Origin of the sequence: Moorena sp. SIO3B2 (assembly GCF_010692525.1) — a bacterium.
Classification (GTDB): domain Bacteria; phylum Cyanobacteriota; class Cyanobacteriia; order Cyanobacteriales; family Coleofasciculaceae; genus Moorena; species Moorena producens.
Genome location: NZ_JAAHHE010000027.1, coordinates 31,869 through 50,193, shown reverse-complemented (window position 1 = coordinate 50,193; position 18,325 = coordinate 31,869). Strand labels below are relative to the sequence as shown.

The window sequence follows — 18,325 nt, the reverse complement described above, 5'->3', positions numbered from 1 at the left end:
CACCGCAGTTTTCAGACACCCAAGTGGTTAGAATACTTCCTAGTTTTGTGTGGTACCATTTCCTGTCAAGGAGGAGTGATCGATTGGGTAGGACTACATCGCATCCATCATTTGCACTCTGACACCCAACCGGATCCCCATGACTCCCATCAAGGGTTTTGGTGGAGTCACATGGCTTGGATGTTGCATAAAATTCCTGCTGATGAGCAAATTTCTAAATTCACTAAAGATATTTCTGGAGATCGGGTTTATCAGTTTTTGGATAAGTATTTTGTGCTTGTTCAAGTGGTTCTAGGACTGTTGCTGTATGCCATGGGTGGCTGGCCATTTGTAGTGTGGGGGATTTTTGTGCGGCTAGTACTGGTGTTTCACTGTACCTGGTTTGTCAACAGTGCTACTCACAAATTTGGTTATCGCACCTATGAGTCTAATGATTGCTCAAAAAACTGCTGGTGGGTAGCCCTACTAACCTATGGCGAAGGCTGGCACAACAATCACCATGCTTATCAGTATTCTGCAAGGCATGGCATTAAATGGTGGGAAATTGACCTGACTTGGATGACGATTCAGTTCCTACAACAGCTGGGTTTAGCCAAAAACGTGAAACTGATTAGTCCTGAACAGACATAAGTTTCCCTAGGGTAGTACCTTGAGTGCTACCCTGCCAGTTGCCGAGCGGCTTCAGTTCTGAGGGCGGCTTAGTTGTAAAACCTCCTGAGCAGCAGAGTATACTCCGGTTTCCAAAGTGCAAGCACCATGGATTTATCCTGTCTACTTCAGGACTTATGACTCTAGCACTGAGGCTTAGGGAGTTTCTGGTAAAATTATAAAATATTAAAAATTCTTAGCTTTTGTTTACAAAAAACGTAAAGTCTGCCTTTATAATCGTATAAGTATTGTTACTAATCTCAAATTGTTCTTATCGAACGTTAACGGATACACCTTAGCAACAACTCCTTAGTGATGCCCCGGATACTGGTCATCGATGACGACCCCGCAATTTCAGAATTAGTCACCATCAATTTGGAGATGGCTGGCTACGATGTTAGTCAAGCAATGGATGGCATCAAGGGTCAGGCTCTAGCTCTGCAACTGCAGCCAGACCTGATTATGTTAGACTTGATGCTACCCAAGGTAGATGGTTTCACCGTCTGCCAACGGTTACGTCGGGATGAACGCACTTCCGATATTCCAGTATTGATGTTGACTGCCCTAGGTCAAACCCAAGACAAGGTAGAAGGCTTTAATGCTGGTGCCGATGATTATCTCACCAAACCCTTTGAACTCGAAGAAATGCTGGCGCGAGTGCGAGCATTACTACGGCGCACAGACCGAATTCCCCAAGCTGCTAAGCATACGGAAATACTGAACTATGGTCCTTTGACCCTAGTTCCAGAAAGGTTTGAGGCGATTTGGTTTGATAAAACCGTGAAACTGACCCATCTGGAGTTTGAACTACTGCACTGTTTACTGCAGCGCCATGGTCAAACTGTTTCTCCGAGCGAAATCCTTAAAGAAGTTTGGGGGTATGACCCTGACGATGATATCGAAACCATTCGAGTGCATATTCGTCACCTGAGAACCAAGCTAGAACCTGATCCCCGCCATCCTAAGTACATCAAAACCGTTTATGGAGCAGGTTATTGCTTAGAGTTACCCAATACAGAAAAGACCCTAGAAGTGACTTCGGCGACTGCCTAGGATGAAATTGGTAATGTCAGAGGTACTACAAATCTACCTTCTTAAGCTAGAGTGGAAAGCCCCCGCCCTTAAGCCGGGGGTAAGCTTTCTCACCGTTAGTCAGTTGGCTAATTCTGATCAAAAATTGATCAAGTTCTAGGGAGCCAAGGCATTGCCCCGCAACAAGCTACCAATTGTCTTCGCTGTAATCTTCATTTGGATAAGAGGATTAGCAGGTACAACGGTTTTATAGAGATAGCTATCGAAAGTCAGCCGCTGCACATCCTTGTCAGCACACATCTCTACAAAGGCTTCTCGGCTAGCATCGGAGTTATAGAAAACTCGTTGTAGAATATCTAGGACTTTGTAGGTCATGCCGTATTTCTTATCCCAGCGCTTCAGATAAAGCTTGAGGTCACTCTCTGTGGGGATACGGCTACCGCCATTAGAGGTTTCCACAATGGTTTCAGCACACATGCGAGCTGATTTAGCCGCAAAGTAAATCCCTTCCCCAGAGGATTTAGTTACTGTTCCAGCAGCATCACCTACCAAAGCTACCCGACCAACTACACGTCTAGGTCTGGGATGCTCAGGAATCGGATGGGCTTCCACTTTGATAATTTTTCCACCCACAAGTTTTTTAGCCGCACGGGCGCGAATCCCTGCTTGTAGCTTTTTGATCAGGGATTGGTTGACCCTCATAGTGCCGGTGCCAACAGCAACGTGGTCGTATTTAGGGAAGACCCAGGCGTAGAAATCAGGAGAGACATCATTACCCACATACATTTCTGCCAGGTCTTGGTAGTAATTCATCATGTTCTCTGGCAAACTGATGCGCTCTTGGAAAGCGATCGCATAATTGTAATCCCCAGCATCAATTGCTTTGGCAACCCGGGAATTTGCCCCATCAGCTCCAATCACCACATCTACTTTCAAGGTTTTGTGGGTTCCCTTGACACTGCCATCAGAATGGTCAGAATAATAGATGGTATAGGGTTGAGAGTTACTGGTGGGAATATCGAGTTTATAAACGGTGCCATTAATTAAGTTAGCCCCCAACTCAGCCGCACGATTGCGCATGAACCCATCAAGCACCTCGCGACGGCACATCCCAATATATTCGTTTTCCTTTTCTATATGGATATCAACTTCAAGATCAGACGGTGAGATCATCTTCATGTTTCTCACTTGCCGGTCAATAATTTCTGGTGGCAGGTCAAACTCACTCACCATACATAGTGGAATCGCACCACCACAGGGCTTAGCATTGTCCAGCTTACGCTCAAACAAATAGGTTTCGATTCCTGCTTTAGCTAACGTCTCGGCAGCAGAAGAACCTGCTGGTCCCGAACCAACTACTGCAACCCTTAGTGCTGGCATGTTTTCTCCCATGGTTTTTTAAGCTACGGAATGCATACTATCATGGACTTTCCTGTGATCTGAAGCTTCCCTAATATTTGGGGTCAAGTTGCAATACACCTTAACAAAAGTTCGTCACATTACTTAACAATTACAGCGGTGATTGGTCATTTTCATCGTTACCGATTAATTGTTAAGATTAATTATTAATTATTAATTATTGTGTAATTTTTAGTAATTGTTATTGTTAATGGTTAATTCTTAATTAGACCGAGCTTAGACCTGTTGGGAAATAAGAGAAAATATCGATAGTGTAGGCAAATCGGTAAAGTAATACCAATTCCTCAAAGTAGGACTACAGATGCAGATGATCCGAGAGTCGAGTTTTGGAACTACTGAATTTAGCGTTGCAGTTTCTTCCGTGCCTGCTGACGTAGCTTCAGGGCATTCCGGTGGTTAGGTTCAATCTGGAGTGCCTTATTTAAAGAAGTGATTGCCTGATTAAAGCGTCCTAGTGTCATCTGAGCTTCCCCCTTAGTCATCCAAGCCTCTGCCAAATTTCGTTGAAGTGCGATCGCTTTCTCCAAAGCCGTAATCGCCTCAACAGAACGACCCAACTTTTGGAGGGTTATTCCCTGTGAAAGCCAAGCTTCCGTTAAATCTGGCTTGAGAGTAAGGGCTTGGTTATAGAGTCTAAGGGCTTCTACAGACCTTTGCTGTTGGTCAAAGGCTTGACCAAGGCTCCACACAGCTTCTGGATAGTTAGGTTTGAAATGTAAGGCATCATTACAAGCAACAATTGCCATCTCCGGCTTTTGGAGTTTATTCAGACTGTAGCATCTGCCCCAATAGGCTTCCGCAAAATCGGCTTTTTTAGCGATCGCTTGGTCGTATAGTTTGAGAGCTTCCTGGTACTGTCGAGATTTCCGCAACTGCTCAGCTTCCTCTAAAAATTGCTCTTCTGTAACCGTAGCCTCAGTCTTATAGTCAGTCTTATAGTCAGTCTTATAGTCAGTCTTATAGTCAGTCTTATAGTCAGTATTTTCACCAGTCGGTTGAGCAGATAGAAAAGTTTTCCACAGCAGCAAGCTGACCCCCAAGATAGTTATCGATACAGTAATTAACCCCAACTTCACCAATCGTTGCGGAATAGATACTGTTGTCAAGTTAGTTGCTGAACCTCTCGAATGTTCGGTGAGGTCAAGTTGAGGCGTAGTTCTACTTTGACTCCTGGTCATCATTGACGAGTGGACTGTAGTTTTTGGTAGGTTCCTAATGTCGGGAATTGGGAGTTCCATCCCAGACTGGCTTTCCCTGGTAATTTCCTGAGTAGGGATTTCTTCCTCAGCTTCAGACAACAGTTGCTGTGTTGGTAAACTAGCCAATACCTCTAGAGCGTCAGTTGCTGTCCGATAACGGTCACGGAAATCATAGCGCACCATAATGTCAAGAATATGGGCCAACTCTGGGCTAACCTGCTTTGCGTAGTGTTGCCAATCAATTTCACTAGTTATGGGATTTTCCTTCAAGTTTTTGGGATGAACCCCAGTTAATGCCTGGATACCAACCATCCCGACAGCATAGATATCACTGCTAAAGCGGGGCTTTCCTGCCAATTGCTCATGGGGCATATAGCCCTGGGTGCCTATAGAAACCGTTAAATGAGTTTCCCCGGTTTCAGGATTAATCTTTTGGCTACTGACTTGCTTAACAGCACCAAAGTCAATCAGCACGATTTTCTCGTCCCCTTGGCGGCGGATCAGGTTAGAGGGCTTAATATCCCGGTGGATAATCTGTTGTTGATGAACAAAGGCCAATACCTGTAGAATGTCTGTTAATAAAGCAATAACTCGCTCTTGTGAACACGGATCACCCTGGACAAGTTCTCGATTCAAAGGTTGTCCTTCAATCAATTCCTGAACCAGATAAAACTGCTGATCTTCCTCAAAATGTGCTAGTAGGCGAGGGATCTGGTCATGATTACCTAGCTGGTAGAGAAATCGAGCTTCTCTATCGAAAAGGCGTCTTGCCATTTGCAGCGTTGCCGTCTGTTCGGTTTGGGGCAAAAGATGTTTAACCACACATCGGGGTTGATTTGGCAAATGTATATCTTGTGCCAGGAACGTTCGACCAAACCCACCAGATCCCAGTTGGTTGATAATTTTGTAGCGTCCGCCTACTAGGGCTTTTGCAGGTTTTGTCTGTGCAGATAAGCGGCTCATCGAGGGGTTAGTGATGACTACCTAATTATGATTCCAAATTCAGTAAATATACCATTGATTTGGATCCTAAAGCCAGTTATACCACAAAGAAAGTTAACATTACCAGTTGTTTAATTAACCCTCAACTCCCTCGTCTTGGTGCCCGTTCACGCTTAGCTTTTAAAAAGCGCAGGGTCCCACGGCAACATTAACTTTTTCCTTGACTATCGGACATTAAGAGACTTGTCCCTTAATCAGCTCAACTAACGATAAGTTACTCAAATGAGGGAGTAAGCTGTCACCCATTGAAATTGTGCATGGGGCTGATGGTCAGATGGTCAGATGGCGAGATAGTCAGAGGGTAGACCGGCTTTTGCAGAAGTGGCTCGGACTGAAATTTCAATAGAGCTCTGCGGAAAATACTCAATACCTCTGTGCAACTAGCTCTAAAAACGCGATCGCCAATTTCAATTACCAGTCAGTTTCTAGCTAAAAATAGGTACTTGAGCTAATTGATGTTAATAAATCAGCCTTTTAAAGAGGGTTATACTCATTGTTTATTTCGACAAAAAAAGTAATCAATTATTATAACGCCATTATATTGGGGGGATTAGTGCCCCAAATCTTAATCTCAATAACCCCAAATACAGCTAATTATCTGTTCATACTTCCTGGGATTCTTTATCGATGATGTTTTGACAAACATCATATCACCCATCAGCAACCAAGATGCGCTGCTCTACATAGATTTGAATTTGACCATAGCTGAACAAAATCCCATCAGAGTGCATAATACCCATAAGACCAGTATTAAACCAGCCTTAAAACCCCCTACCCCCTTTTAAAATTACCAATTCATCGAGTATGCTATGGCTATACCCTTTTGTCAGGATAGTAGCTTGGCCGCAAAACAAGCGGTTGCTTAGGTCTACTTTCTGAGATCTTCTTCCAGAAGTGGTACAAAAGCGTACAAAGTACGGCTGGCTATCGCCTTTTGGCTCTTAGCTCAGAGATTACCTCTGGGATGATTTATGTCAGTCGATAAAATCATTACCTTAAACCAGTATTTTTCGACCAAACTTTTATAAATTAATCCAAGACTACCAACCAGATAATGCCAACAAAATTTGGTCATTACTGACTTTTAACCTATGGTATAAATAATTTATTTCATGAATACATCTGTCTCAGTAGTTATCACCACCTTTAATAAAGCCCAGTACCTCGAACAATCAGTAAAGAGTGTACTAGCGCAAACATTTTCCCAGATTGAATGCATTATTGTCGATGATGGCTCTACCGATAATACCCGCCAAGTTGCTGATCAGTTAGTCCACTACCACCCAGAGATACAGTACTTTTATAAAGACAATGGAGGGGTATCGTCTGCTCGTAATTTTGGCGCTGATAAAGCCACTGGAGAATGGATTCAATTCTTAGATGCTGATGATTGGATTCATGAAGATAAAATCAGATTTCAATTGAGCTGTTTAGAGGGAACTGGTGATAATGTAGTATTTTACTCCGACTATGAACGGGTCTATGTTGATCAAAACGAAAACATTATTGAAACCAAGCCTCATGTTGTTGGTGCTCTCACCAAAGAACAGCTCATCGAACGACTGCTAATTTGTCCAGATTTTCTGGCAGATTCTCCTTTTCCCTTGTTACAGCAATCGATGCTGTTCAAGAAAAAACTCTTAGACCAGAGAAATTTTGATACTCGCCTGAAAGCCTGTGAGGATCGAGAATGGGTATTAGAACTTCTGCAACGGAACGTCAGATTCGTCCATACTCCAATCATCGGAGCCTATTATAGAAAACACCGCTTCAATCTCACCGATAATAGCTCACTGATGCGGGAGTCTTACATTAAGTATTTTGAAATTGTCTTGACAAATCACCAAAAATTAGTTAGCTTATGCCAGAAAAGTATTAAGTATTTGATAGAAAAAAGTTTTGAGGAAAAAGACCAGGAAAGTTTTACCAGATTAGCTAAATTAGTGGAATTACCAGTAGATCTGCTCAATGGCAAAATTAAAGTTAATCATCGTTGGTTATTAAATTTACTCTATTGGCTCAGAACGATGATACCAAACTTTTTACTATACGAAAGATACCGAGGTCCCCGTTCTCGTAAACTTTTATCCATCATTAGCCGTCGGTCTTAGCATAAACTGGGATAAAAGTCCCGTTCCGTAGAATCAGCCTCAGGATAAATCCTAGAGAGCATCCTGATTAAATTCCTGATTAAATTCCTCCTGTCAACAGCAGCAACACTGTTTGAAATAGTCCCACCATCACTCCTAAAATACCCCCTAAATTCACAATAGCTTGTAATTCACTTTTCACTAAAGTCTGAATCGTGATTTCCATATCTTTTGGAGAAGTAGCGTTTACCCGTTCAACAATCACCTCATCAATAGATAAAATCGGAATCACTTCAGTCATAATTTTTTCCAAATCCTCCTCCAGGTAGCGCTCTATAACCAAAGCGAGTTCCTTGCTAATCATTGTCAACGATGTAGTCATAATTGCTGAATCTCGGAGCCGATTAACAATTAAGGCAGACACTTTTTCCCAGTCAATAGATTGATTTAATCCTTGTATAAATTCAGCACCCCCCTCTTGAATATAAGCACGCACCGAATCCCGCATAGTTTTCCGTAGTTGTCTCACTGTTGACAAAGGCAGATTTTGCAATGAAACATTTTGCAACCATTCCCGCAAGCGATCGCGAGTTCCTAGAGCCACAATTAACTCTTCGATGCGAGCATTAGTCGCTTCTTTTTCGTCAAGGCAAAAGCTTCGCAGGCGGATCAAAGCATTGCGTATACCAAATAAATTTGCCACTACCCAGTATGTCCCACTGGACTTTTCCCGAAAGTCTTCATCAATGATTTGAATGTTGCGGTCAGTTAGGAAATCAATAACTGCCTGTCGCAAAATATCTGGGGGTAGTACTACTTTTAAGATCCACTCAGAAAGCTTCCGAGCTTGTTCTTGATCCAGTCGAAACTCCAATAAAATCTGGTCAAAAACATGGTTAAGTTGGGCTTCTAGGAAATCCTTACGACGGGCTAAGACTTTTAGCATACGTGGCAACGATTCCCCGATCAAGTCTCGGAGAATCCCAGCAAGAATATGAGCTGTTTTCTGTTGCTTATCCGACCGGACTTGATCTAGCGCTAGGTTTAATAGCCACAAGATCGCTCCTTCCACACGTTCAGTATGGAGCAGACGCTTTGCCAAACGCTGTAACTCTGTTGGCGTCAGCAGAGAACCCATAATAGTGTCAGCAACTCGCCTAGCCAGCCGTTCCTGGTTGCGAGGAATTAAACCTGGTGTAAAAGGTAGCTGACGCTTACCGATGTAAATTGGTCTGTAGGGACGGAACAACATTTTGATGGCTAAATCATTGGTGAAATAGCCAATAATTCCCCCAGCTATGGGAGGAACAAACAACAATAATAGGTTAAACAGATCCAAAACAAAAATCGAGTTGTGTAGAACTTAAAAAGCAGGTAATAGGTAATTTTAAAGTATGATGGAGAAAGTATGAAGTAAACTAGTTATAGCATTTATTAAATAGGTGAGGTACCCCGCCCTTGGAGGAGTAGGGAATAGGGAATAGGGAATAGGGAATAGGGAATAGGGAATAGGGAATAGGGAATAGGGAATAGGGAATAGGGAATAGGGAATAGGGAATAGGGAATAGGGAATAGGGAATAGGGAATAGGGAATAGGGAATAGGGAAAAAATCCTCTGTACCTCATTACTATGAGAACCGCTATATATGGCTGCGGTCCCTTAACAATTAGTAGGTTTGAGCATTAATTCAAAGATGCACCATCCCTCACCTTTATCATTATTGCTGCCTTTACACTTGCTATCTTCATCTTTTATACTTCAAGAATTTATTTAATGCCCAATCTCTATTGTAGGCTTTTTCCAAAAGTGACATCCTGCTACACTAAACCCGAACGGGATATAATACACATTGCCGTTGATGGCACTGTTCGTTTTCTTTTTCTTTAAACCATGACTGAAGTACCACCAGGCTCTCCTGAAAGTCACCCTCAAACCAATTCAGAACAGATAAATGCTGAAGATTTATTAACCTTACTGCGGCGCAAAGAACGTAACTGGGTGGAGTGGGGTCAAGCCTGTCAGCAGCTACAAAAAGCTGGCTACAGTTCTCAGGTAATTTTTGAAGAAACTGGGTTTGAGCCAATTCAACAGAATCAAGTGATGGTGGCATCTCAGGTTTACACAAGTTTGATTACAGTCGGGGTGTCCGATGAAGTGCGATCGCGTTTTGAGAGTACTGGTAGCGATTCCCTGTACGAGTTGCGGATTCTCACCCAAGAGGAACGAGCTGCTGCTGCTGAATTTCTCGTTGCTAGAAACTTGAACTCCGAAGGAGCCCATGAAGTTGCCAAAGCACTCAAGACCTTTTCCCGCAGAAGCCGTCCACCGGAGGGATTCACCAATCATCCTGGTGATGCTGTTGCCTATCAGTATTGGAAACTTGCCAAACAACACAATGATTTGCAAGAACGTTCTCGTTTGATTGCCCGAGGCTTGATGTTTGCTCATACTCAACAAGCCCGACAACAAATCGAAGAATTACTCACAGGAGCATTTGGTAGCACTCAGCGTCCAGCCCCCAGATTACCCATATACCGCCTTGAAGCTGAAGAAGATTTGCCCCGTTTGCTTCCGGTAGTGGGTGCCTTACCCCTGACAATAGCTGATCTCAACCAGGTTCCTAGAACTGACTATAAGGGCACTTTTAGTATAGTTAAGGGGCTTCGAGAGCAGATGTTCGCCGCAGTACCGGGCTGGCAGGTAGTTTTGAAGGCACAAGATCCAGTGGTGATTTTGTGTAACAGTAATCAGCTGCCTATTCAACAGAATAACAAACCTGAAGAGATTTTGCTTATTATTGACCGCTCACAGCAGCAGTGGGATGGGGACAGCTACTTTTTGGTTGAAGAATCAGGACAGTTAGAGATTAAGTGGTTTCCAGATTCTCCTGATATTAGTTTTTTGGGACGCCTCATCCTAGTATTACGACCGAAAAAAATTCTGGATGAAGCATTAAGTCAAGATGTCTGGCAAATTGATGAGTAATTAGTCATTAGTTATTAAGTTAGTTAATTTCTGTTTTGTTGACTCTTGACTCTTGGCTGTTGACTCTTAAAAATTACCCTCAACAAAACCCTTTTCATCAGGCTCAAGTAGTTCGATTAGCCAGTACTGCATAGAATGGATCGCCTAAAGTGATCCCAAGCTGTAGCAGAAAAGTAGGAAGCGGGGATGGTCGAGCAACAACCTCAGGCGAACTAAATCCAGGAATAGACTGGTAATAGGTTTTCACTAACTCCACTCGACTTGTCTCGGTCCCATCTCGCCAGGACTGAATCGCCTTTTGAAAAAACATTCGGTTAGAAAAGCTAATAATTGCCATTCCCCCTGGTTTTAAGACACGATGAATCTCAGCAAAAACTTTTTCAGGGTACTGAAGATACTGAACTGAAACAGCAATCAGCACAGCATCAAAGTCTTGGTCAGGCAATGGCAATTGCTGGTTTTGATTCAAGTCTTGGATAAAGTAGTGATTAAGTCTAGGATTTTTGACCAATTCTTCCAGATTCATGCCATGCCCCTCAACATGAGCAAACTCCATGTCTTCTGGTAAGTGAGAAACCCAACTGCTCATGAGATCCAGGATTCGCGTGTTGGGTTGTAGTCGTTCCCGGTAGAGGTTTACCAGCTGATCGATAAAGCCCTCATCGACATGAGTCACAAACCGTGGAAATGAATAGAACAGAACATCATCGCTCTCATCCAATTTACTGCGTTGAAGGCGCTGGTAGATCATTTTATGATATGGTACGTATCTTGCTCACGAATATTATAAAGATTTATGAAGTTTATGGTAAGTATTTCTGAGTTTGGGTTATTGCAAGGAATATTTTGAGGCGGTTAGACAGGATTCTACAACAAAAATAGGGAAGAGCATTAATATCTCTTCCCCATTGTTGATTTTTGTATTGATTTTGGTTGTCTTGGTTTCGGTTTTGGAGTGCTTTCCGACTTTCCTTAAGCTTCCGGCGCAGCATCTGAGTCTGTTTTTTCAGTTGTTTGCGCCGTGCAGAGCCGATACTTTTTAGCTACCAGAATCTACCAAAGGTAAACTCTAGCTCGCCAATGCAAGCTGATTTCTCAGCCAGGGGGTATCTCCCAAAGCCCTCAGGAATATCCCGCGAGCGCCATAAAAATTTCAACAAATTTGGTTCCACCGGGAACTAAGCGCAACTATTAAACCCTTGGTTTTCGGCTTTAATTTAAGTTACATAATAATCCCTGTCGGTGTTACCCTAATTTAAGTCTAACAAATAATAAGAGTTTTTGCTAGACTCTGCGACATTTTCTCTAGCTGTTTACTAACCCTTAGTTACAGTGGGCGGGGAGAGACTCGAACTCTCATGACCATAAGGCCGCCACATTTTGAGTGTGGTGCGTCTACCAATTTCGCCACCCGCCCGTTTGGGCATCTCCTTTATTATAACTAATTAATCGCTGATTTAACAAGGACTGATAAGATTGAGAACTTGCCCAACGGTCAATTTCTCGCGCCCGTAGTACAGGTAAGGGATGGCTCAGTTGAGAGATCTGCAATTGTTGGAGTACTTGACCCAGCTCAGTATCACCAGCGCTATCGTAAGCTCTAGCTTGAGTAATAAACGCATCTAGGTTAAGTTGTGGTGCCAGAGTTGGCGAACCACCAGCCAGTTTCATCAATACAGACATGACCACTCTCGGATTTTGAGTAGCCAGTAAAGCAGCGCGATCGCAACTAAATTCCGCACATCTTAGCCACTCTAACATCTTCTCCTGTATGCTTTGAGCAATGAGCATCCCCCAATTGGGAATTAAACTAGCCGCTAATACCATGATATTGAGCGGTGTCAGGTACACCCCATGTTCACATTTGAGATGACCCAGTTCATGGGCAATAACCGCCTGAATTTCCTCTGGTGTCAGGAGATCAATTAAAGAGGTGTGCAAGACAATGAAAGGCTGTTTACCCCGCATAGCGAAGGTATAGGCATTGGGAGCGGGATTTTGCTGCACATAAAGCTGAGGCGGCTCTAAATCTAAAGTTGTGCAGGCATCTTCGAGTAGTTTATGAAGATGGGGCAGTTGATTTTCTCCCACCAAGACACTAGCAGCAATATTGTTCAGGTAAAAAAACTGTTCCGCCACAGGACCTAGTAAATTTCGCACCACCAAGTCTATCCCTGGCAACTGTTTCAGGGCTGTGGTTGCTTCCAAATCTAGGGGATGACGAAAATGATCTGCCTTCAGACCAAATAGTGATGTTTTAGTCATTAGTCATTACTTATTACTCTAGGACTTACCCAAAATCTCTGGCTCAAGCCTAATCTATTGTAGGGGTACAAGCTTTGCGGCCTAACTAGATATAGCGCTACCTATAAGCGCAAACTATATAGCGCCACTACCTAAGTCCTCTATTCCTTGGTGGTGGTCTTGAACTGACAGACTTTCAACTAACCATGCCCTAAACGCTAAACGACTTACCACAGCCACAGCTTTGATTGGCATTGGGGTTGGTGAATTGGAATCCACCACCAATCATAGCATCGCTGTAATCCAGTACCAGACCGTAGAGATAAAGCAGACTTTTTGGATCACAGATTATTTTGAAGCCATCGTAGTCAAAGATTTCATCATTCTCCCGAATGTTACTAGGTTCTTCAAAATCCATCATGTAAGACAGTCCTGAACAGCCTCCCTGGCGAACACCAACTCGCAGGTAAAGGTCTTTTCCTTGACTTTGTTGCAGGGCTAAAACGTGCTTTAGAGCTTTGTCTGTCAGTTGAATACCTTTTTGCTGTGACTCAGTTGCTTGTGCCATTGCTTACTTTTGACTCCTAATTTTGCTTGGTCTTAAGTTGTTGTGGATTTTAAAGAAAGATAATTATCAGGCTCTAACCCAAGATTTAGCTTAGAGTGTCTCATCAAACTAGATCCTTCACAGCTTATAGCTGAATCAGCTCTGCCAGTTCACAGTTTTGTTGTTTATCGATAATTATCTAATTTGCGTGAAATGGGAATTATCGGGGGTTTAGATTTTAATTGTAACGAGTCTTTAGGCTACCATGCATTAATCATTCTACGTTATGGTTTAACCTTCCACCGTGACTAAGATACTGGCTAATCTCTTCTTCACTAACTCGGTAACCACAGTTAATAATCATCTTCTGTACTTGTTGGCTGCACTGCACCCCTTGCTCAGATATACCCAGACAGTTATAAACTGTCCTGAGTTGAGAGAATTCAGCCTTTTCATGGAACAAGCTCTCCCCCTCCCCAGGATGGGCGATTTCTTGCCAAAGTCTTAAGGCTTGTAAGTGATACGCTAAGGCATGGGGGTAATTTCCCAAGTGGTAGTGAACCGCTCCGATATAATCCAAGCTTCTGGTGTTACGATGAAGTGATTTACTCAGTTCCTGACCAATCTCCAAAGCTTGATGATAGAAATCCAATGCCCGTAGTTCCTCACCTAGTCGGAAGTAAACTGTGCCAATCCTCTCAAGAGTAGTTAACTTCCGACTAGAGTAACCAGAGGATGTTTTTTTTTCGTGAATGCTTAGGGCTTGCTCCAAGACAGCTAGAGCTTGACGGTATCTTCCAAGCTGGGTATAAGCTTCCCCTATATTTTCCAGTGCTCTGCCTTCGCCCTCAACTGAATTGCCCGAGTTTTGAAAAATCTTCATCGCTTGGCGAAAGCATCTCAGAGCCAGTACTGGTTGATGCCAGCTATTGTGAATTTCCCCTAGGTGATTAAGGATTTTAGCAATTTCTGAATGATCTTGAGTTTTTTGGAAAATCCTCAATGCTTTTAGATAAACCTTAAATGCCTTATCATCCTGGTTAGTCTGGCAATAAGCCATTCCGAGATGATGAAGAATGACGCCTAAACTCTTGGGCGAACCAATATCATTGGCCATTTGTAAACTTTGCTTGAGACACTTGATTCCCCAGGCATACTCTCCCAAACGGCAATGAACTAACCCAATGCGTTTGAGAGTATCCACTTGACCAGCCAAATCTTCCTTAGTTTGACAAATTGCTAAGGTGTTTTGCAGTGTTTTGAGTATATTTTGTAACTGACTTTGGCGATACTTACGAGGTTGAGGCTGGACAGGGTCATCTCCTGCACTCTTGTTTTGGTGTTGCTCGACTTCCGTTTCAACTAGATTCTGAACCAGATGTGCCATAGTAATATTGCTCCCTGATGTAGATGGGGGGGATGATGGAGCCAAAGAAACTTGAGTAGCCCATCTCCCTTGCTCATTTTCAGCAGTTATGTCTCTGTTTTACCTCGGTTACCAGAGATAAGATTACTCACAACTTGCTGTATATTCCTAAATATATTTTTCAGTAAGTTAAGGAAATTATTGAGCTATTTATAAAAATTAACATCAGTAGCCTGTGCACACTAATCTGGAAAGACCTAGTTGCCGTCATACATACTACCTTCTTTCCCAATGTCCCCCTCAACAAGTTGCCGAGGATGCGCTTCTTGAAGCGAACTCACTCTCAAAATCTGTCCGGAGAAGCGTCATACCTACTCGAATAAGGAAGTAGTAGATGCACCCTGATCACCGCCCCCAGCTTTTACAGCTTGGGGGTTTCCTGATTTTTTAAGCTATTCCTCTGGTGTTCAGTTTTCTGAGCAATAACCACTTATTTCCCCCGAAGAGTAGTAATTTCTTTAAGCCTCAGCTAACACAAATAAACTCAAGCCTCAGCTAACACAAATAAACTCCCGCACCTGCTCTAGATAAATCCCTGGAGCCTCCAACATCGGAAAGTGAGCTGTATCAGGAATTTCAACATACTTGACTTTTTGACTTAATTGTGATGCTCTACGTCCTAGTGCTGAAGGAATAATTTTGTCGTATTCACCAGAAACTAGCAGGGTTGGCACCTTTAACTGAGCAAACTTATTAGGCATTACCTCCGCCGCATACTTACTAACCGCAGTCAGCATTGTTCCCAAAGCTGCCTCATGATCTGCCATTAGGTAATCTGCCAAAAAATCCCGGCTCACTGCCCTAGGTAGGGGATGGTGCAAAAATCGCATCATGAACAGTGTACTGGCCAAGGGAATATTTAACAACCAACCGGGGCGGAACTTTACTACTAACTCACCAACTTTGTGAAAAGCGGTGAAGGATTTCTCGTCATAATCAAAAACACCGCTATTATTCAAAATTGCCTGCTCAACCCGCTCAGGATAACGATTGAGAAACATGGTAGCAGCAGATGCGCCTAGGGAGTGGGCATTGATATAGATACGACTAACTCCCAGGGTATCTAACAACACCGCTAAATCTTCAGCATAGTCCTCCATCTCATAGGTCAAGTTTGTCCCCTGTTGGGGTAATTTTGACCTACCAAACCCCTTTAGGTCATATAGGAGGCAGTCAAAGGTATTGGATAGAGCTTTAGCGGTACTTTCCCAGTAGCGAGACGAACCACACCAGCCATGGATAAATACCATCACAGGTTTATTTCCACAAGCTGTTGACTTCTTTACCCATTCATAGTAGTGTTCTACACCCCGAATTTGAATGTAAGGCATTTTTCGACCTTTGTCCTTTGTTAATTGAAAATCAACAATCAAAAATTAATAATAAACAATTAACAATCAACAATTAACAAGCAATAAATTTTATTTTGACCAATGACAAATGAAAAATTACTACTATGCTACTACTATGCTGATTCTGGCTTTGGCAATGAAGAAGGATGAACCAATAGTTCAGCAGTGGAGCGCTTCTCTACCATTTCCCTAGTGATTGTACAGCGAGTGACATCCTTACGAGAAGGCAACTCGTACATCACTTCCAGCATCAATTCTTCCACAATGCCCCTTAACGCCCTAGCACCAGTTTTACGACGGTAAGCTTCCTGGGCCAGCGCTCGAATTGCATCTGGCATAAACTCCAAGTTAACATTGTCCATCTTCAACAGCTTCATATACTGTTTGACCAGTGCATTCTTGGGTTCTGTCAAAATTGCCATCAGGGCTTCCTCATCCAGGGGTTCAATGACCGCTACCATTGGTATGCGACCAATGAACTCAGGAATCATGCCGAATTTCACCAAGTCATCTGGCTGCAAGTGTCGCAGAATATCTGCTGTGCGCTTTTCCTTCGACTGATTCTCTCCAGGCTGAATAAATCCCATGGAACGCTTGCCTAGGCGTTGCTCAACCACCTTATCCAAACCAACAAACGCACCACCGCAAATAAACAGAATATTGCTGGTGTCAATCTGAATGCAGTCTTGATAAGGATGTTTGCGTCCACCTTGAGGCGGGACATTAGCAATTGTTCCTTCTAGCATTTTCAGTAATGCTTGCTGGACTCCTTCCCCAGAAACATCCCTGGTAATGGAGGGATTTTCACTCTTGCGGGCTACCTTATCGATTTCATCGATATAGATAATCCCTCGCTGGGCTTCCTCCACATCCAGATCTGCCACTTGCAATAGTCGCAGTAAGATGTTTTCTACATCTTCGCCAACATAACCAGCTTCTGTCAGGGTTGTGGCATCTGCCACAGCAAAAGGCACATCTAATATTTTGGCTAAGGTTTGGGCGAGTAATGTTTTACCACAACCAGTAGGACCAATTAGAAGAATGTTGGACTTTTGTAGCTCTATGCCATCATCGATTATTCCCTGACCCTGACCCTGAGCTTTAGATTGGAGCAAGCTTAGGCGCTTGTAGTGGTTGTACACAGCAACTGACAGAACTTTTTTGGCTTCCTCCTGACCAATCACATGGTCATCTAGATACCGTTTAATTTCCCTGGGTTTGGGAATCTGATTCATGGAAATGCGGTTGGCACGGGGACGACGTTTCTTGGCAGGTTCTGGTCGAGGAGCAGGCTGGGGAGCAGGCGCACCGGAATCAAGTAACTCCTCATCTAAAATTTCATTACATAAATCAACACACTCATCACAAATATAGACTCCGGGGCCAGCAATTAATTTGCGTACTTGCTCTTGAGACTTACCGCAGAAGGAACATTTTAGATGGGAGTCGTATTTAGACATAAGAAGCCTCTTTCTAGATAGAAGCGACAGCTGCTTCCTGGTTAGGAAGATTCTGCCGGGAGATCACCTGGTCAATTAAACCATAGTCTTTAGCTTCCGCCGCTGACATGAAAAAGTCGCGTTCGGTATCTTCGGCAATTTGCTCCACCGGTTGACCGGTGTGATTAGCCAGTAATTGGTTAAGGGTTTGCTTGTGGTATAGAATTTCCCTAGCTTGGATTTCTATATCCACCGCTTGTCCCTGAGCACCGCCTAGGGGCTGGTGAATCATAATCCGAGAATTGGGCAATGCCATCCGTTTACCAGCAGCTCCCCCTGCTAGGAGAAATGCGCCCATACTAGCAGCTAAGCCATAGCAGATGGTAACCACATCAGGGCGCACTTGCTGCATCGTATCATATATTGCCATCCCTGCAGTTACCGAGCCACCTGGGGAGTTGATATACAATTGGATATCCTTTTCCTCGTCTTCAGCTTCTAGGTATAACAGCTGGGCAACAATTGAGTCAGCTACCACATCATCGACCTGGGTTCCCAAAAAGACAATGCGTTCTCGCAGCAGCCGCGAATAAATGTCAAATGCTCGTTCTCCCATTCCAGACTGCTCTACCACCATTGGTACAACAGTACTACTGGAGGTGATTTGGTATTGGTCTAGAGAACTTAAGCTGGTGATTGAGGAATGAGGGGACACAGATTGCAGCATAGGATACAACTCGTCAAGACCTCTCGATTTATTAATAAAGGTGCTATCTAACAAGGGCACGAATAGGCATAAAGTCAAAGTCTCTATAGAAACTATTATGCCTTAACTGTTTGCTTGTTGGTGCAAGAGTTTACGGTTAGAGAGTTGAGGCTTATCTACAAGCCTAAGCTGTTGAGCTAAGGTGTGTTTATTCTAAGCAATCTAAGCTGAGCCT

Annotated in this window: 15 protein-coding genes and 1 tRNA gene; 4 read left to right on the top strand and 12 right to left on the bottom strand. The window is 43.3% G+C overall.

What is annotated here, in order from left to right; translation table 11 throughout:
- Together F6K38_RS09570 and rpaA are read left to right on the top strand one after the other, a co-directional pair.
- Positions 1–630, top strand: a 630-nt coding sequence (locus F6K38_RS09570; RefSeq protein WP_287356511.1) for an acyl-CoA desaturase, incomplete at its 5' end; no start/stop codon positions are given.
- Between the two features lie 333 nt (positions 631–963).
- On the top strand, positions 964–1,701 hold the full coding sequence (rpaA, locus tag F6K38_RS09565; RefSeq protein WP_008185733.1) for a two component system response regulator RpaA: 738 nt from the start codon (positions 964–966) through the stop codon (positions 1,699–1,701).
- A 135-nt stretch (positions 1,702–1,836) separates the two neighbouring features.
- Here rpaA and chlP read toward each other — a convergent pair whose 3' ends face one another.
- Together chlP and F6K38_RS09555 are read right to left on the bottom strand one after the other, a co-directional pair.
- Positions 1,837–3,072, bottom strand: a complete 1,236-nt coding sequence (chlP, locus tag F6K38_RS09560) for a geranylgeranyl reductase (RefSeq protein WP_008185738.1) — start codon at positions 3,070–3,072, stop codon at positions 1,837–1,839.
- A gap of 368 nt (positions 3,073–3,440) precedes the next feature.
- A complete protein-coding gene (locus F6K38_RS09555; RefSeq protein ID WP_008185740.1) occupies positions 3,441–5,261 on the bottom strand; it encodes a serine/threonine-protein kinase in 1,821 nt (606 codons plus the stop codon).
- A gap of 1,151 nt (positions 5,262–6,412) precedes the next feature.
- Here F6K38_RS09555 and F6K38_RS09550 point away from each other — a divergent pair.
- Positions 6,413–7,411, top strand: coding sequence for a glycosyltransferase family 2 protein (locus tag F6K38_RS09550; RefSeq protein WP_008185744.1), 999 nt, complete (start codon positions 6,413–6,415; stop codon positions 7,409–7,411).
- A 79-nt stretch (positions 7,412–7,490) separates the two neighbouring features.
- Here F6K38_RS09550 and F6K38_RS09545 read toward each other — a convergent pair whose 3' ends face one another.
- Complete coding sequence (locus F6K38_RS09545; protein WP_008185745.1) at positions 7,491–8,729, bottom strand: DUF445 domain-containing protein; 1,239 nt, start codon at positions 8,727–8,729, stop codon at positions 7,491–7,493.
- Between the two features lie 95 nt (positions 8,730–8,824).
- A complete protein-coding gene (locus tag F6K38_RS09540; RefSeq protein WP_287356509.1) occupies positions 8,825–9,016 on the bottom strand; it encodes a hypothetical protein in 192 nt (63 codons plus the stop codon).
- Positions 9,017–9,281: 265 nt separating this feature from the next.
- On the opposite strand from F6K38_RS09540, the gene F6K38_RS09535 reads away from it, so the two are divergent.
- A complete protein-coding gene (locus F6K38_RS09535; RefSeq protein ID WP_008185747.1) occupies positions 9,282–10,376 on the top strand; it encodes a RuBisCO accumulation factor 1 in 1,095 nt (364 codons plus the stop codon).
- A gap of 103 nt (positions 10,377–10,479) precedes the next feature.
- Here F6K38_RS09535 and F6K38_RS09530 read toward each other — a convergent pair whose 3' ends face one another.
- From F6K38_RS09530 to clpP, 8 genes are all read right to left on the bottom strand, one after another.
- Positions 10,480–11,127, bottom strand: a complete 648-nt coding sequence (locus F6K38_RS09530) for a class I SAM-dependent methyltransferase (protein WP_008185750.1) — start codon at positions 11,125–11,127, stop codon at positions 10,480–10,482.
- A 582-nt stretch (positions 11,128–11,709) separates the two neighbouring features.
- Positions 11,710–11,793: transfer RNA gene (locus F6K38_RS09525), tRNA-Leu, on the bottom strand.
- A complete protein-coding gene (locus tag F6K38_RS09520) occupies positions 11,772–12,641 on the bottom strand; it encodes a M48 family metallopeptidase (RefSeq protein WP_071986898.1) in 870 nt (289 codons plus the stop codon). The genes F6K38_RS09525 and F6K38_RS09520 overlap by 22 nt, the downstream gene beginning before the upstream one ends.
- A 190-nt stretch (positions 12,642–12,831) precedes the next feature.
- A complete protein-coding gene (locus F6K38_RS09515; protein WP_070394331.1) occupies positions 12,832–13,188 on the bottom strand; it encodes a HesB/IscA family protein in 357 nt (118 codons plus the stop codon).
- A gap of 253 nt (positions 13,189–13,441) precedes the next feature.
- Positions 13,442–14,554, bottom strand: coding sequence for a tetratricopeptide repeat protein (locus tag F6K38_RS09510; protein ID WP_287356507.1), 1,113 nt, complete (start codon positions 14,552–14,554; stop codon positions 13,442–13,444).
- 530 nt (positions 14,555–15,084) lie between these two features.
- Positions 15,085–15,924 (bottom strand): alpha/beta fold hydrolase, encoded by an 840-nt coding sequence (locus F6K38_RS09505; protein WP_044493593.1) that lies wholly within the window; start codon positions 15,922–15,924, stop codon positions 15,085–15,087.
- Positions 15,925–16,058: 134 nt separating this feature from the next.
- Positions 16,059–17,405, bottom strand: coding sequence for an ATP-dependent protease ATP-binding subunit ClpX (gene clpX, locus F6K38_RS09500; RefSeq protein WP_008185758.1), 1,347 nt, complete (start codon positions 17,403–17,405; stop codon positions 16,059–16,061).
- 13 nt (positions 17,406–17,418) lie between these two features.
- Positions 17,419–18,111 carry an ATP-dependent Clp endopeptidase proteolytic subunit ClpP gene (gene clpP, locus F6K38_RS09495; protein ID WP_008185759.1) on the bottom strand — a complete coding sequence of 231 codons (693 nt, stop codon included), beginning with the start codon at positions 18,109–18,111 and terminating at the stop codon, positions 17,419–17,421.
- Positions 18,112–18,325 lie beyond the last annotated feature (214 nt).

Bases quoted from the DNA above. Each gene is read 5' to 3' on its own strand.
- rpaA (WP_008185733.1), top strand. From the start codon at position 964: ATGCCCCGGATACTGGTCATCGATGACGACCCCGCAATTTCAGAATTA.
- chlP (WP_008185738.1), bottom strand. From the start codon at position 3,072: ATGGGAGAAAACATGCCAGCACTAAGGGTTGCAGTAGTTGGTTCGGGA.
- F6K38_RS09555 (WP_008185740.1), bottom strand. From the start codon at position 5,261: ATGAGCCGCTTATCTGCACAGACAAAACCTGCAAAAGCCCTAGTAGGC.
- F6K38_RS09550 (WP_008185744.1), top strand. From the start codon at position 6,413: ATGAATACATCTGTCTCAGTAGTTATCACCACCTTTAATAAAGCCCAG.
- F6K38_RS09540 (WP_287356509.1), bottom strand. From the start codon at position 9,016: ATGAGGTACAGAGGATTTTTTCCCTATTCCCTATTCCCTATTCCCTAT.
- F6K38_RS09535 (WP_008185747.1), top strand. From the start codon at position 9,282: ATGACTGAAGTACCACCAGGCTCTCCTGAAAGTCACCCTCAAACCAAT.
- F6K38_RS09530 (WP_008185750.1), bottom strand. From the start codon at position 11,127: ATGATCTACCAGCGCCTTCAACGCAGTAAATTGGATGAGAGCGATGAT.
- F6K38_RS09520 (WP_071986898.1), bottom strand. From the start codon at position 12,641: ATGACTAAAACATCACTATTTGGTCTGAAGGCAGATCATTTTCGTCAT.
- F6K38_RS09515 (WP_070394331.1), bottom strand. From the start codon at position 13,188: ATGGCACAAGCAACTGAGTCACAGCAAAAAGGTATTCAACTGACAGAC.
- F6K38_RS09510 (WP_287356507.1), bottom strand. From the start codon at position 14,554: ATGGCACATCTGGTTCAGAATCTAGTTGAAACGGAAGTCGAGCAACAC.
- F6K38_RS09505 (WP_044493593.1), bottom strand. From the start codon at position 15,924: ATGCCTTACATTCAAATTCGGGGTGTAGAACACTACTATGAATGGGTA.
- clpX (WP_008185758.1), bottom strand. From the start codon at position 17,405: ATGTCTAAATACGACTCCCATCTAAAATGTTCCTTCTGCGGTAAGTCT.
- clpP (WP_008185759.1), bottom strand. From the start codon at position 18,111: ATGCTGCAATCTGTGTCCCCTCATTCCTCAATCACCAGCTTAAGTTCT.